The organism is Pseudomonas sp. CF161, from assembly GCF_000416215.1.
Classification (GTDB): Bacteria; Pseudomonadota; Gammaproteobacteria; order Pseudomonadales; family Pseudomonadaceae; genus Aquipseudomonas.
Genome location: NZ_ATLP01000038.1, coordinates 58,370 through 72,712, shown reverse-complemented (window position 1 = coordinate 72,712; position 14,343 = coordinate 58,370). Strand labels below are relative to the sequence as shown.

At 62.6% G+C, this 14,343-nt stretch carries 14 protein-coding genes; 10 read left to right on the top strand and 4 right to left on the bottom strand.

What is annotated here, in order from left to right:
- Positions 1–41 precede the first annotated feature (41 nt).
- Genes cobU through CF161_RS05600 form a run of 8 tightly spaced genes read left to right on the top strand, consistent with a single transcriptional unit; the run spans position 42 to position 5,373 of the window.
- On the top strand, positions 42–563 hold the full coding sequence (gene cobU / locus CF161_RS05630; RefSeq protein WP_020295598.1) for a bifunctional adenosylcobinamide kinase/adenosylcobinamide-phosphate guanylyltransferase: 522 nt from the start codon (positions 42–44) through the stop codon (positions 561–563).
- Complete coding sequence (gene cobT, locus CF161_RS05625) at positions 560–1,615, top strand: nicotinate-nucleotide--dimethylbenzimidazole phosphoribosyltransferase (protein WP_020295597.1); 1,056 nt, start codon at positions 560–562, stop codon at positions 1,613–1,615. Before cobU ends, cobT begins: the two co-directional genes overlap by 4 nt.
- Positions 1,612–2,187, top strand: a complete 576-nt coding sequence (cobC, locus tag CF161_RS05620) for an alpha-ribazole phosphatase family protein (protein WP_020295596.1) — start codon at positions 1,612–1,614, stop codon at positions 2,185–2,187. The genes cobT and cobC overlap by 4 nt, the downstream gene beginning before the upstream one ends.
- A 2-nt stretch (positions 2,188–2,189) precedes the next feature.
- The gene (locus CF161_RS05615) at positions 2,190–2,921 is read left to right on the top strand and encodes an adenosylcobinamide-GDP ribazoletransferase (RefSeq protein ID WP_020295595.1); all 732 of its coding nucleotides are present in this window, start codon (positions 2,190–2,192) and stop codon (positions 2,919–2,921) included.
- Between the two features lie 58 nt (positions 2,922–2,979).
- Positions 2,980–3,384 (top strand): MarR family winged helix-turn-helix transcriptional regulator, encoded by a 405-nt coding sequence (locus CF161_RS05610; protein ID WP_020295594.1) that lies wholly within the window; start codon positions 2,980–2,982, stop codon positions 3,382–3,384.
- 53 nt (positions 3,385–3,437) lie between these two features.
- Complete coding sequence (locus CF161_RS05605) at positions 3,438–4,646, top strand: MFS transporter (RefSeq protein ID WP_043228697.1); 1,209 nt, start codon at positions 3,438–3,440, stop codon at positions 4,644–4,646.
- A complete protein-coding gene (locus CF161_RS33365) occupies positions 4,643–4,765 on the top strand; it encodes a hypothetical protein (RefSeq protein WP_020295592.1) in 123 nt (40 codons plus the stop codon). Before CF161_RS05605 ends, CF161_RS33365 begins: the two co-directional genes overlap by 4 nt.
- Before the next feature lie 56 nt (positions 4,766–4,821).
- Positions 4,822–5,373, top strand: a complete 552-nt coding sequence (locus CF161_RS05600; protein ID WP_020295591.1) for a glutathione peroxidase — start codon at positions 4,822–4,824, stop codon at positions 5,371–5,373.
- A gap of 90 nt (positions 5,374–5,463) precedes the next feature.
- Here the strand turns inward: CF161_RS05600 and CF161_RS05595 are convergent, their stop codons facing one another.
- The 3 genes from CF161_RS05595 to CF161_RS05585 form a co-directional block, all read right to left on the bottom strand.
- Entirely contained in the window at positions 5,464–6,765 is a 1,302-nt protein-coding gene (locus CF161_RS05595; RefSeq protein WP_020295590.1) for an OmpP1/FadL family transporter, read from the bottom strand.
- 145 nt (positions 6,766–6,910) lie between these two features.
- Positions 6,911–7,393 carry a hypothetical protein gene (locus CF161_RS05590; protein ID WP_020295589.1) on the bottom strand — a complete coding sequence of 161 codons (483 nt, stop codon included), beginning with the start codon at positions 7,391–7,393 and terminating at the stop codon, positions 6,911–6,913.
- A 280-nt stretch (positions 7,394–7,673) separates the two neighbouring features.
- Complete coding sequence (locus tag CF161_RS05585; protein WP_008051046.1) at positions 7,674–7,898, bottom strand: hypothetical protein; 225 nt, start codon at positions 7,896–7,898, stop codon at positions 7,674–7,676.
- 918 nt (positions 7,899–8,816) lie between these two features.
- On the opposite strand from CF161_RS05585, the gene CF161_RS05580 reads away from it, so the two are divergent.
- Together CF161_RS05580 and rmuC are read left to right on the top strand one after the other, a co-directional pair.
- Positions 8,817–9,140: a hypothetical protein gene (locus tag CF161_RS05580; RefSeq protein ID WP_043228694.1), complete on the top strand. Its 324-nt coding sequence runs from the start codon at positions 8,817–8,819 to the stop codon at positions 9,138–9,140.
- Between the two features lie 175 nt (positions 9,141–9,315).
- Positions 9,316–10,683 (top strand): DNA recombination protein RmuC, encoded by a 1,368-nt coding sequence (gene rmuC / locus CF161_RS05575; RefSeq protein ID WP_177326755.1) that lies wholly within the window; start codon positions 9,316–9,318, stop codon positions 10,681–10,683.
- 48 nt (positions 10,684–10,731) lie between these two features.
- Here rmuC and CF161_RS05570 read toward each other — a convergent pair whose 3' ends face one another.
- The gene (locus CF161_RS05570) at positions 10,732–14,202 is read right to left on the bottom strand and encodes a PAS domain-containing hybrid sensor histidine kinase/response regulator (RefSeq protein WP_020295586.1); all 3,471 of its coding nucleotides are present in this window, start codon (positions 14,200–14,202) and stop codon (positions 10,732–10,734) included.
- Positions 14,203–14,343: the final 141 nt, after the last annotated feature.

Below are 14,343 nucleotides of genomic sequence, written 5' to 3'. Positions count from 1 at the left end.
CGGCGACCCGGTTCGCCCTTCAACCTCTAAGGTGTCCAAGCATGCTGCAACTGATACTCGGCGGTGCCCGTTCCGGTAAAAGCCGCCTGGCTGAAAAGCTCGCCGCCGACAGCGCCCTGGCTGTGACCTATATCGCCACCAGCCAGCCGCTGGATGGCGAAATGAACCAGCGCATCCTGCATCACCGCGAGCGGCGTCCGGCGCACTGGGCATTGATCGAAGAACCCCTGGCCCTGGCCCGGGTGCTGCGGGAAAACGCCGCGCCCGAGCGTTGCCTGTTGGTGGATTGCCTGACCCTGTGGCTGACCAACCTGCTGCTGCTCGATGACGCCGAACGCCTGGCGGCCGAGCGCGAAGCGCTGTTGCAGTGCCTGGAGGCATTGCCCGGGCAGATTATTTTTGTCAGCAACGAGACCGGTATGGGTGTCGTGCCGCTGGGCGAATTGACTCGCCGCTATGTCGATGAAGCCGGTTGGTTGCATCAAGCCCTGGCCGAGCGTTGTCAGCGAGTGATCCTGACGGTCGCCGGTCTGCCCCTGACTTTGAAAGGAACTGCGTTATGAATGACTCCTGGTGGCTGCAACCGTGCAAAGCGCTGGACGCCCAGGCCCTGGAACAGGCACAAGCCCGCCAGCAGCAGCTGACCAAGCCGGCCGGTTCTCTGGGCCGCCTGGAGCAGGCAGCGGTGCAGCTGGCCGGGCTGCAAGGGCGGGTCAAGCCCGAGTTGAGCCAGCTGTGGATCGCCATTTTTGCCGGTGATCACGGGGTGGTGGCCGAAGGGGTTTCGGCTTATCCGCAGGCCGTCACCGGGCAGATGCTGCTCAATTTTGTCAGCGGCGGTGCGGCGATCAGCGTGCTGGCGCGGCAACTGGGTGCGCAGCTGGAAGTGGTCGATCTGGGCACCATCAACCCGGGCCTGGATCTGCCGGGCGTGCGCCACCTCAACCTCGGCCCCGGCACCCATAACTTCGTGCAGGGCCCCGCCATGACCCGAGCCCATGGTGAGCAAGCCTTGCAGGCCGGTCGCGATAGCGCGCGACGGGCCCTGGCCGCAGGCAGCCAGTTGTTTATCGGTGGCGAAATGGGCATCGGCAACACCACCTCGGCCAGTGCCATTGCCTGCGCGCTGCTGGAGATCCCGGTGGCGGATCTCGCCGGCCCCGGCACCGGGCTCGATGCGGCGGGTGTCAGCCACAAGGCGCAGGTGATCGAGCGCGCCTTGCAGCTGCATGGCACCCAACGTGAGGACGTCTTGCAGACCCTGTTCAACCTCGGTGGTTTTGAAGTGGCGGCCCTGGTCGGGGCCTACCTGGCATGTGCCCAGGAAGGGATCGCGGTCCTGGTGGATGGTTTTATCTGCAGCGTGGCCGCCCTGGTGGCGGTACGCCTCAACCCGGGGTGCCGGCCGTGGCTGTTGTTCGGTCATCGCGGTGCCGAGCCGGGGCATCGGCATATCCTCGACATCCTTGGCGCCGAGCCGCTGCTCGAACTGGGCCTGCGTTTGGGTGAAGGCAGTGGTGCCGCGCTGGCGGTGCCGCTGTTGCGCCTGGCCTGTGACCTGCACGGGCAGATGGCGACCTTTGCCGAAGCCGCCGTGGCGGATCGTCCGGCATGACCTTGCACCTTGACCTGCTGCGCCATGGCGAAACCGAACTCGGTGGCGGCTTGCGCGGCAGCCTGGATGACGCCCTGACTGCCAAGGGCTGGCAGCAGATGCGCCTGGCGGTCGAGGCCCAGGGGCCCTGGGATCGGCTGGTCAGTTCGCCGTTGCAGCGCTGTGCGCGGTTTGCCGAAGAGCTGGGGGCTCGCCTGGGGTTGCCGGTGACCCTGGAGAAAGACTTGCAGGAGCTGCATTTCGGCGCCTGGGAGGGCCAGAGCGCCGCCGCGTTGATGGAGACCGACGCCGAGGCCCTGGGGCAGTTCTGGGCTGACCCTTACCGCTTCACGCCGCCTGCGGGCGAGCCGGTGCGGGCGTTTTCCGAGCGTGTATTGGCGGCTGTCGAGCGTCTGCACGGGGCGTACGCCGGGCAGCGTGTGTTGCTGATCAGCCATGGCGGGGTGATGCGACTGCTGCTGGCCCAGGCCCGGGGGTTGCCCCGCGAGCAGTTGTTGAATGTCGAGGTGGCTCACGGCGCCTTGTTTTCGCTGCGGGTCGAGGCGGATCGGCGCCTGAGCGAGGGTCGCTGAACATGCTGCCGTTCTGGATCGCCTTGCAGTTTCTCAGCAGCTTGCCGATTCGCCTGCCCGGCATGCCGCAACCCCAGGAGCTGGGGCGTTCGCTGCTGTTCTACCCCTTGGTGGGGTTGCTGTTTGGCGTTGTGTTGTGGGGGCTCAACGGGCTGCTCGACGGTACGCCGTTGCTGCTGCATGGGGCCTTGCTGCTCAGTGCCTGGGTGCTGCTCAGCGGCGGCCTGCACTTGGATGGATTAGCGGATAGCGCCGATGCCTGGCTCGGCGGCTTTGGCGATCGTGAGCGGACGCTGACCATCATGAAGGACCCGCGCAGCGGGCCGATCGCGGTGGTGACCCTGGTGTTGGTGTTGTTGCTCAAGTTCGTCGCGCTGGTGGCGTTGATCGAGCAGCAGCACGGCGTGGCTCTGTTGCTGGCGCCGCTGATCGGTCGTGCCTCGCTGCTGGGTCTGTTCCTGTGCACGCCTTATGTGCGTCCCGGGGGGCTGGGGCAGGCGCTGGCCGATCATCTGCCACGGCGTGCCGGGCGCCAGGTGCTGGCGGTGGTGGCACTGGGTTGCGTGCTGCTTGCCGGTTACCTCGGGGTGTTTGCACTGCTGCTGTCGGCGGTGTTGTTTTTCTGGCTGCGCCAGCTGATGCTGCGCCGCCTGGGTGGCACCACGGGTGACACCGCGGGGGCCATGCTGGAATTATTGGAAGTGGCGGTGCTGGTGGGCCTGGCGTTGTTCTGAGCCGGGCCTTGAATGCAAAATTCTTGCTTTACGTGAATCGCGGGTATATACACGCACCATGCTTCCTTCTCAATGTTTGTGCACCAACCTGCGTCGTGCCGCCCGTGGCGTCAGCAGGTACTACGACGGCGCCCTCGACGGCTTCGGGATCAACGTTGCCCAGTATTCTTTGCTGTGCAATCTGCAGCGCCTGGATCAGCCGAGTATTTCCAGCCTGGCCGAAGCCATGGGCCTGGATCGCAGCACCCTGGGGCGCAATTTGCGGGTCCTGGAAGGCGAGGGCCTGGTGACGCTGGTGGAGGGCGAAGACCAGCGCAATCGCCTGGTGTTGCTGACCGAAGCCGGCTGTGAGCGCCTGCTGGCGGCGCTGCCGGCCTGGGAAGCGGCGCAGCAGCGTTTGATCGATCGCCTGGGTGCAGAGAAGCGCGAAACCTTGTTGGCCTTGCTCAACGAATTGGCTTGAACGCCATTCGTTCGCTTATAAGCGGGTAGATACCCGTAATTTGGAGAATAAAAATGTCATCGATGTGGCGTACCAGCGGTTGGGTGCTTCTGGGCAGTGCGTTGATTCTGGCGCTGTCCCTCGGGGTGCGTCACGGCTTTGGCCTGTTTTTGCCGCCCATGAGCGCGCAGTTTGGCTGGGGGCGTGAGGTGTTCGCCTTTGCCATCGCCTTGCAGAACCTGATCTGGGGCCTGGCGCAGCCCTTCACCGGCGCCTTGGCTGACCGCTTTGGCGCGGCCAAGGTGGTGCTGATCGGCGGCGTGCTCTATGCCATCGGCCTGGTGTGCATGGGGCTCTCGGATTCGCCGCTGTCGCTGTCCCTGAGCGCCGGTCTGCTGATCGGCATCGGCCTGTCGGGGACCTCGTTTTCAGTGATCCTCGGCGTTGTCGGCCGTGCCTTGCCGGCGGAAAAACGCAGCATGGGTATGGGGGTCGCCAGTGCCGCCGGTTCGTTTGGCCAGTTCGCCATGTTGCCGGGCACCCTGGGGCTGATCGGCTGGCTGGGCTGGTCCTCGGCGCTGCTGGTCCTGGGCCTGCTGGTGGCGCTGATCGTGCCGCTGGTGAGCATGCTCAAGGACAAGCCATTGCCGGTGCTCGGCCATGAGCAGAGCCTGGGCCAGGCGCTGCGCGAGGCGTGCGGACATTCCGGGTTCTGGCTGCTGGCCTTCGGCTTTTTCGTCTGTGGCTTCCAGGTGGTGTTTATCGGCGTGCACTTGCCGGCCTACCTGGTGGATCAGCACCTGCCGGCCACGGTCGGCACCACGGTGCTGGCGCTGATCGGGCTGTTCAATATCTTCGGTACTTATACCGCCGGCTGGCTCGGCGGGCGGATGTCCAAGCCGCGCTTGCTGACCGGGCTCTATCTGCTGCGGGCGGTGGTCATTGGGTTGTTCCTGTGGCTGCCGGTGACCCAGACCAGTGCCTACCTGTTCGGCATGGCCATGGGCTTTCTCTGGCTGTCGACCGTGCCCTTGACCAATGGCACGGTGGCGACCTTGTTCGGCGTGCGCAACTTGTCCATGCTCGGCGGCATTGTGTTTCTCTTCCACCAGTTGGGGTCGTTCCTGGGTGGCTGGCTGGGAGGCGTGGTGTATGACCGAACCGGGAGTTATGACGTGATCTGGCAGGTGTCGATTCTCTTGAGTCTGTTGGCGGCCGCTCTCAATTGGCCAGTGCGCGAGCGCCCGGTGGCGCGCCTGCAAGCCCAGGCAGGCGCGGTGTGAACCGCATAGCCTTGCTTGGGGTGGGCCTGGTGCTCGGAACCGCTCTGGTGCTGCTGGCCTGGTGGGGCTGGCAGCGCGGTGGGCTGGCGCTGATGGAGTTGGGCATGGGCGCTTGCTAGGGGCGACGGCAGGCGAGTAACGTCGCAGTCTGACGATTTGATCAAGGACGCAGAATATGTTGATGCGCTGGCTTGCGGTTCCAGCTCTATTCGTTGCCCTGGGGAGTTCGGCCTGGGCCGCAGACTGCCCATCCCTGTTGCAAGGCTCGTTGCCCAAACTCCACGCCAAGGAGTCCATCGACCTGTGCCAGCGCTTTGCCGGCAAGCCGTTGATAGTGGTCAACACCGCGAGCTTCTGCGGTTTTGCCCCACAGTTCAAAGGCCTGGAAGCCTTGTATCAGCGTTACAAGGAGCAAGGGCTGGAGGTTCTGGGCGTGCCCTCCAATGACTTCAAGCAGGAGGCCAAGGACGGCGCGGAAACCGCCAAGGTCTGCTACGTCAACTACGGCGTGACTTTCACCATGAGCGAGCCGCAGAAAGTCCGGGGTCCGGATGCCGTGCACCTGTTCAAGGTCCTGGCCGAGCAGAGCAGCGCACCCAAATGGAATTTCTACAAGTATGTGGTCGACCGCCAGGGGCGGGTGATTGCCAGCTTTTCCAGCTTGACCAAGCCTGACAGCCCGGAGTTGATCGAGGCGGTGGAAAAAGCCCTGGCTTCCCAACCCTGAGTTCAACGCACTGAGTAAAAAAGCCCCGGATCCTGTTGGATGCGGGGCTTTTTCGTTTCTCGGCGCGGGGATTGGCCCGAGCGGTGATGCTTAGAAGCGGTAGGTAGCACCTACACCGAAACCGTTGGCGCTGTTTTCGTATTCGGCGTTGTAGCTGCGTGCCAATGGCGAAGCGGTCGGGCTGCTGTTGCTGCGGTTGATGTTGACCTTTTCTTCCTTGAGGTAGGAGTAGGCCACATCGATGGTCAGGTCTTCGGTTGGCGACCAGCCAGCACCGAGGCTGAAAATCGTCCGGTCGCCGGTAGGAATACGTGGCGAGCGATCGGTGTTGTTGGTTGGCGACTGGTCGAAGGTCAGACCGGTGCGCAGGACCCATTGCTTGTTCAACTGGTACGAAGTGCCGATTGCGTAGGCCCAGGTGTCGTGCCAGTTCTGGTCTTCCTTGATGGTGGTGAAGGCGCCTGGGGCTGCGCCGCCGCCAGCAGCTACGGTTACACCTTCGTTATTCACGGTGATGTCTTTCAAACGGCTCCAGCGAGTCCAGGTGGTACCTGCGTACAGGGTCCAGGCGTCGTTGAGTTCCTGGGTCACGGACAGGTCGAGGGATTCCGGCGTCTGGATTTTCAGAGACGCGTCGTAGCGTGCGCCTTTCATGACCGGAGTCGGAGTGCCTGCGCCTGGAGAGACCGTAGTGTGGCCTTCAAGCTTGTAATCAACCTTGGAGTGGTAAGTCAGGCCGACACGGGTGGTGTCAGTGGCTTGAACCAGAACGCCAATGTTGTAGCCGTAGCCGATATCGTCGCCTTTGATCTGCACTTGGCCATCGGTCGCGGTGAACGGCGTGTTGAGTGTGGATTCCAGTACACCGGAAATGCGGTTGATGGTTGGACCGAAACCGATCGACACCTTGTCATTGAAGGCGTAGCTGACGGTTGGCTGGAAGGTCACCACCTTGACTTCACTTTTGCTGCCGAAGTTACGGCCCTGGAAGGAGTTTTCGTAGTCAGTGATCAGGCCGAACGGAGCGTACACGCCCAGGCCAAAAGCCCACTGGTCATCGATTGGCTTGACGTAGAAACCCATTGGCACGGCGGTGAAAGGCACCATGTCGCCTTTGTTGGTGCCGCTGCGGCTGCCGCTGGTGTCCTTGATGTCGGTCGAGGCATCGATAGCGGCCATCCCGCCGGTGACTTGCTGGCGCTTGAGGCGCGACATGCCGGCAGGGTTACCAAATACAGTGCTTGCATCATCGGCAGAAGAAGAGCGACCTGCGAAACCAGTACCCATCCCGCTGATGCTCTGTTCGTTGAGGGCAAAGCCACTCGCGAAAAGTTGGCTGGATGCCATGGCAACTGCAAGGCTGATGGTTGTTTTGAGCATTACTTTTTTCATTATTAGAACTCCTGGTGATCACCGGGGCGAAAATTACCAACATTTTCGTCCTAGCGCTATAGGCTGTATGCCTTGATTTAGAGCGGTTTTGTAGGACAATCCGACCAAAAATGGCGTTTCTTCGCCGATCGTGCAAAAAGCGCGATCAGCAGGGGAGGAGGTTCATCGGGGAGACATGGGTTTTCCAGGCGCAGGTGAAATCCCGCAAGCGTCCTTGAGGTTGGAAAGTCTGTCTCCAGAGGCGGGCCATGCCGAGCAGGTCGTCGGCAGCCGGCAATGCGGTTTGTTGTTGTTCGATCAGCAGCCAGGCAATGGCCGTGGCATAGCGCAGGTTTACCGTGAGTTCCAGGTGAGGGCTGCTCAGGAAAGCGTGCTGGCTGGCCAGGCCTCGGACCCGGCTGGCGAGTTCGGGGTCGAGGGCCAGGTACAGGTCCCAGAGTGCCGCGTGGCGGCGTTCGGCGATGCAGTAGAGCCCATGGCCTCGGCGGTCGTGCAGGGCTGAGCCCAGGTCCGATTGGCTGGCAGCGATGCCCAGCAACAGCGATTCTGCGCATGGACTGTGGCGACCCAGATACTGCAGGGTCGGACGAATCACATACAGACGCAGTTCCCTGGCCGCAATCCCCATAACGCCCTCGACACTCCGGTTTGTTATTGGTCGGCGATGCCTGACATCGGGCTTGGCAGCAGTGGATCGGGTCAGGTTCGCCGGAAGCGGATCATGCCGCTTGAGTTGAAGTGTAGTGTCATATGTTTGATGTAAAGGACTGTTTTTAAAATATTTTCGGCTTCCCGTTATAACCGTTATATCTATTCGTACTTTAATCGGCCGGGGGTAAATAGAAACAACAGGCAATAAAAAGCCCCGCGTTAAGGCGAGGCTTTTGGGGTTGCGACGTTCTGGCGTTTCAGGCAACCAGTGCCTGACGGGTACGCTCGATCACTGCCTGCAGCGGTTCTGCGCTGGAGTATTGATCGGGGTACAGGCGTTCGCTGTGACGAGCGATGCCGTGTTCGTTGACCAGGGTGAAGCTGAAGCAGCCTTTGCGAGCGGCCATGATCAGGCAGTTCATTGGTGCGAAGGCGTTGGTTAGGGTGCGAATGGCATCCTGAGTCTGGATTTGAGTAGACATAGTTATTAGGTGTTCCTACAAATGACACGGTTAAGAACCGTGCAACGTTAAAACGTTCCAGTAACGTCGACCACCATTGGTCGAACGACGAACCCGACTGGAACAAAGCAGCCAGTTGCAAGCGCTTTTGATATGAATGCGCTAAGGCTGGCAGGTAGGTACTTAGGAGGGCAGGCAACACAACAAGGGCAAAGGTTCTGGGCCCGGGGTGAAGATCCTGATCAATTTGCAGGTTGGTTCGGTCAGAGTAAATGTGCTTCGCGACACCCTTTGCTTTCGGTTCAAAGGCCGTGTCGTCGTAAGTTTTACCTGGAAACCATCGAGGTGGTCGATCCCATGTTGTCGGTGGCAACTGCACTTGAGGGCAGCGATACCGGGGGACTTGTTCGACCAGAATTGACTTTCAGCTTGGTACTAACGCCGCGGATAGTATCGTGTTGAATGCGTGGATGCAAGTGTGTTAGGAAAAATATCTTCCATGGCCAGCAATAGGGCTCAGGCCGGGGGATGCAGGGCCGTCACACAGGTGCCGGTGCGTTGTAGCCACTTTTCTCCACAGGTGTGCCCGGGTCTGGTGCGGCGATATAACCCCGAACAAGGTACTTGTGCACATTAGTTGCGCAGCCTGTCACCGCGCTGTCACCTGGGCCGTTGGGCCGGCCATTGCCTGTGATGAAAATTTAAGTCAATGAAAAACATCGGTTTTTTTTACTGGTGAAAAAATCGTCAGTTTGAGCGTGAGCCCCGTCCCATGGGGCTTTCGGCGAGTTGTGGAGGGGTTGTCCACTGACTTATCCACAGCTTCTGTGGATTGTCCCAAGCGCTTGCTCTAGCACGGGCATGCAGGCTTTTTTAAGCTTTACCCCTGCGAAAAAAGGAGTAGAGTGGCGCGCCTTCCGATCTGCCCCACAGTGTTTTATGAAGTTTCGCTCAGTATCACCTGCTGTTACCGCCGCACCTGCGAGTGTTACCGCCCCCAAGCGCTTTTCCATGCGCGTGGCCTTGTGGCTGCTCGACAGCCCACGCCTGGGCGACAACCCCAACGTCAAACATTTCGCCGGACGCCTGCTCAAGCAGCCGGCCCGGGAAGGCGTCGTGGCCGCGCAAAGCCGGCTGGGCCAATTGATGTGCCGCGAGTGCGGCAATGCCCGAGATCGTCGGATCGGCCAGGACCTGCTGCGCCAGGCGGCGCGCGCGGGTGATCGCCGTGCACAGCGCGAGCTGGGTCAGATCGACGACTGAGCTGTCCAAGGACCTGCGCCTTGGTTAACCTTCAGGCTTTATTTCAAGGGCGGGAGCCGCTATGGCGATGGACTTGACCAGCCTCTTGCTCGGCCTGGCAGCGGCGGCGGTACCGCTGCTGGCGCTGGCCTGGCAACTGCAACGACGTGCCAGCAGCCGCCAGACTGAACTGTCATTGCTCGAAGAGCGCCTGGCCACTGCGCAACTGGCCCAGGAGGGCCTGGCGGCGCAACTGGATGCCTGTCGCGACGAAATCAGTGACTTGAGCCAGGCCAACGGCGCCAAGCAGGCCGATCTGGCGGCGGTGCGCCGTGAGGTCGAGCTGCTGCAGATCGAGCGCGACAACGCCCGCGACGCGGCCCACGCCTGGAACCTCGAACGTGCCGGCAAAGAGACCGAGCTGCGCCGGCTCGATGCCCAGGCTGCCTCGCTGCAGGCCGAACTGCGGGAACAACAGGAAAGCCATCAACAGCGCCTGAGCGATTTGCAGGGCTCGCGAGATGAATTGCGGGCGCAATTTGCCGAGCTGGCCGGGAAAATCTTCGATGAGCGCGAGCAGCGCTTTGCCGAGAACAGCCAGCAGCGCCTCGGGCAATTGCTCGACCCATTGAAGGAACGCATCCAGTCGTTCGAGAAGCGGGTCGAGGAAAGTTACCAGGCCGAGGCCCGCGAGCGTTTCTCCCTGGCCAAGGAGCTGGAGCGCCTGCAGCAGTTGAACCTGCGCCTGAGCGACGAGGCGACCAACCTGACCCGCGCCCTCAAGGGCCAGAAAACCCAGGGCAACTGGGGCGAGCTGATTCTGGAGCGAGTGCTGGAGCACGCCGGGCTGGAAAAGGGTCGCGAGTATCAGACCCAGGTCAGCCTCAAGGGCCCGGACGGCGAGCGCTTCCAGCCCGATGTGCTGATCATGTTGCCGGGCGACAAGCAGGTGGTGGTGGATTCCAAGGTCAGCCTGACCGCCTATCAGCAGTACGTCGCCGCCGATGATGAGGTGATTGGCCAGGCGGCGCTCAAGCAGCACGTACTGTCCTTGCGCAATCACGTCAAAGGCTTGGCCGGCAAGGATTACAAGCGCCTTGAAGGGCTGCACAGCCTGGATTTCGTGCTGCTGTTCGTGCCGATCGAAGCGGCTTTTTCCGCAGCCTTGCAGGCCGAGCCGAACCTGTTCCAGGAAGCCTTTGACCGCAATATCGTGATTGTCAGCCCGACCACTCTGCTGGCCACCCTACGGGTAATCGACAGCCTGTGGAAACAGGAGCGGCAAAGCCAGAACGCCCGGGAAATTGCCGAGCGGGCCGGGTGGCTGTACGACAAATTCGTGCTGTTTATTCAGGACCTGGATGAAGTCGGCAATCGACTGCAGCAACTGGACAAGGCCTACAGTGCGGCGCGAAACAAACTTACAGAAGGGCGCGGCAACCTCGTCAGCCGCAGCGAACAACTCAAGCTGCTCGGCGCCCGTGCCAGCAAGAGCCTGCCGGCAGACCTGCTGGAGCGGGCGATGACCGACGCCAATGGCGAGTTGCTCGAACTGCCCGAGTAACCGCACACGCCTCGTCCCGGGCCGGGTCTGGCCCCAAGACAGTCTGGCTCAGAGCGGCAGGTGGCGGCTGAGCAGCGCCCTCAAGGCGGCCGGCTTCACCGGTTTGGCCAGGTAGTCGAGGCCCGCGGCATGCACCTCGGCCACCATTTCCGGGCGGCCGTCCGCGCTGATCACCACCCCGGGTACCGGCTCGCCAAGCTGGGTGCGCAGCCACGCCATGAGTTCGGTTCCGGTTTCGCCGTCGTCCAGGTGATAGTCGACCAGGGCCAGTTGCGGGCGAATGCCATCGCTGAGCAGCGCGGCGCATTCTTCGCGGTTGCGCGCGGTCCACACCTGGCAGCCCCAGCGGCTGAGCAGGCTGTTCATGCCAATCAGGATGCTGTCTTCGTTGTCGATGCACAGCACCTGGGCGCCGCTGGGCAGCGTGCCGTTGAACTCGGCAATCTTGCCGGGTGCGGCGGCAGGCGTACGGGCCAGGGGCACGCTGACACTGAACACGCTGCCCTGGCCCGGCCAGGATCTGACTTGCAGGCCATGGTTGAGCACCCGGCACAGGCCATCGGCGATCGCCAGGCCCAGCCCCAGGCCTTTTTCGGCGCGGGTCTGGTGGCTGTCCAGGCGTTTGAACTCCTCGAAAATCACTTGTTGCTTGTCCTGTGGAATCCCCGGGCCGCGGTCCCAGACTTCCAGGCACAGCTGATCGCCGCGACGGCGCACGCCCAGCAGCACCGGGCCCTTGGCATAGCGGAAGGCGTTGGTCAGGAAATTCTGCAGGATGCGCCGCAAGAGCTTGATATCGCTGTCGACCCGCAGGCGGCTGCCGCGCAGGCGGAATTTCAGGCCCTGTTCCTGAGCCAGAGCCTTGAATTCGGCGCCGAGGGTGTCGAACAGTTCATTGAGTACGAACGGCTTGCGGTCGGGATTGATCTTGCCGTTTTCCAGGCGCGAGATGTCCAGCAGGTCACTGATCAGGTCTTCGGCGGAGCGCAGAGAGCTGTCCAGGTGCTGCACCAGTTGCTGGGCTTCGGTGGACAGGCCGTCGTCCTGGTGAGACAGGGCCGCGGAGAACAGGCGAGCGGCGTTCAGCGGCTGCATCAGGTCATGACTGACGGCTGCCAGGAAGCGGGTCTTGGATTGGTTGGCCGACTCGGCGGTGCCCTTGGCTTCCGTCAGCGCGGCGTTGAGTTGCGACAGTTCGTGGGTGCGTTCGGCCACCCGCTGCTCCAGGCCTTCGTTGGCCTCGGTCAGCGCCTGTTCGGCTTCGCGGAACGGGGTGATGTCGGTGAAGCTCATGACGAAACCGCCACCGGGCATCGGGTTGCCGATCAGCTCGATGACCCTGCCATTGGGGAACAGCCGTTCGGACGTGTGGGCGCGGCCCTGGCGCATCCAGTGCAGGCGCCGCGCCACGTGGACCTCGGCCTCGCCCGCACCGCACAAGCCGCGCTCGGCGTTGTAGCGAATGATGTCGGCGATCGGCCGGCCGACGCTGATCAACCCCTCCGGGTAGTTGAACAACTCCAGATAGCGTCGGTTCCAGGCCACCAGTTTCAGCGACTGGTCGACCACGCTGATGCCCTGGGTGATGTTCTCGATGGCGCCCTGTAGCAGCGCGCGGTTGAACTGCAAGACTTCAGAGGCTTCGTCGGCGATGCGCACCACGTCTTCAAGCTGCATCTCCCGGCCCTCGATGGCGGCCTTGACCACCGCGCGGGTCGAGGAGGCGCCGAGCACGCCCGCCAGCAGGCGCTCGGTGTGGGCGATCCATTCGCCATCGGCATTCTGGTTGGGGTTGAACCCTTTGCCCTGGCGATAGGCGAAGCGGATAAAGCTCTGGCGTGCGCGTTCTTCACCGACAAAACGTGCAGCGAGTTTCAGCAGGTCATCGATCTGTACCGAGAGCATGGAACGCGAGTTGGGACGGCCGCTGATTTCCTGGCCGATAAAGCGTCCGGCCTGCCAGTGCTCGGAAACCCGGGTGCGCGACAGCACCGAGACCCAGGCAAACAGGGTGAAGTTGCCCGCCAGCGACAGCACCACGCCTTGGGTCAGCGGGGTGATCGGCAGCCCCAGCGGGTTGCTGTGCAGCCAGGCCAGGCCCGGAAAGCTGCTCAGGGACCAGCCCAGGCTGTGGGCAGCAATCGGCAGGATCAGGGTGTAGAACCACAGGAAAGTACCAGCGGCCAGGCCAGCGAATACGCCACGGCGGTTGGCCTGTTTCCAGTACAGCGCGCCGAGCATGGCCGGCGCCAGTTGGGTCACAGCGGCAAAGGCGATCTGGCCGATGGTCGCCAGGCTCGCGGTGGAGCCCAGCAGGCGATAGCTGACGTAGGCCAGCAGCAGAATCACGACGATGCTGACCCGGCGCACCGAAAGCATCCAATGGCGAAACACTTCGAACGGCCGCTCGGCGTTTTTGCGCCGCAGCAGCCAGGGCAGCAGCATGTCGTTGGAGACCATGGTCGACAGCGCGACGCTGGCCACGATCACCATGCCGGTGGCCGCCGAGGCGCCACCGATAAACGCCAGCAGGGCCAGGGCAGGGTGGGCCTGGGCCAGGGGCAGGCTGATCACGAAGGAGTCGGGCAGTACCGAGCTGGGCAGGAGCATCTGCCCGGCGAGGGCAATCGGCACCACAAACAACGCGGCCAGGGCCAGGTAGGCCGGGAACACCCACTTGGCCAGGCGCAGGTCCTGGGGTTCGATGTTCTCCACCACGGTGACGTGGAACTGCCGGGGCAGGCAGATGATCGCCATCATCGCGACACCGGTCTGGACCACCATCGACGGCCAATTGATGGTTTCTTTCCAGTATTGCTCCAGGCGCGGGGCGAGCATGGCCTGGTTGAACAGGTCGTCGAAACCGTCATAGAGGCCGAAAGTGACGAAGGCACCGACGGCGAGGAAGGCAAACAGCTTGACCAGGGATTCGAAGGCAATCGCCAGCACCATGCCCCGGTGGTGCTCGGTGGCGTCGAGGTTGCGGGTGCCGAAAACGATGGTGAACAAGGCCAGGATCAGCGACACGATCAGCGCCGTGTCTTGCGCGCGAGTGCCCATGGCATCGGCCCCGGCGCCGATCAGCAGGTTGACCCCGAGCACGATGCCCTTGAGCTGCAAGGCGATGTAAGGCAGGACGCCGACCAGGCAGATCAGCGCCACCACCACCGCCAGGGACTGGGATTTGCCATAACGAGCGGCAATGAAGTCGGCGATTGAGGTGATGTTTTCCTGCTTGCTGATCAGCACCATCTTTTGCAGGACCCAGGGCGCGAGCACCAGGAGCAGGATCGGTCCCAGGTAGATCGGCAGGAATGACCAGAGTTGTTCCGCCGCCTGGCCCACGGCGCCGAAGAAGGTCCAGCTGGTGCAGTACACCGCCAGGGACAGGCTGTACACCCAGGCACGCACCCGCGGCGGCAACGGCGCGCTGCGGCGGTCGCCGTAGAAGGCGATGGCGAACATGATGGCCATATAGGCCAGGGCGACGGCGGCGATCAGCCCGCTGGACAGCGACATGGGAACTCCGGACAAAAAGGCATCCGGGCACTCCAGCCCGGCCCGACAGTCTCGCACGATGTCCGGGGTTAGTCAGTGTCGACCATGGTATTGGCGTGGCCTGGTGTCGCAGGGCTTGCGGGCCGTTTTCGGCATGGGTTG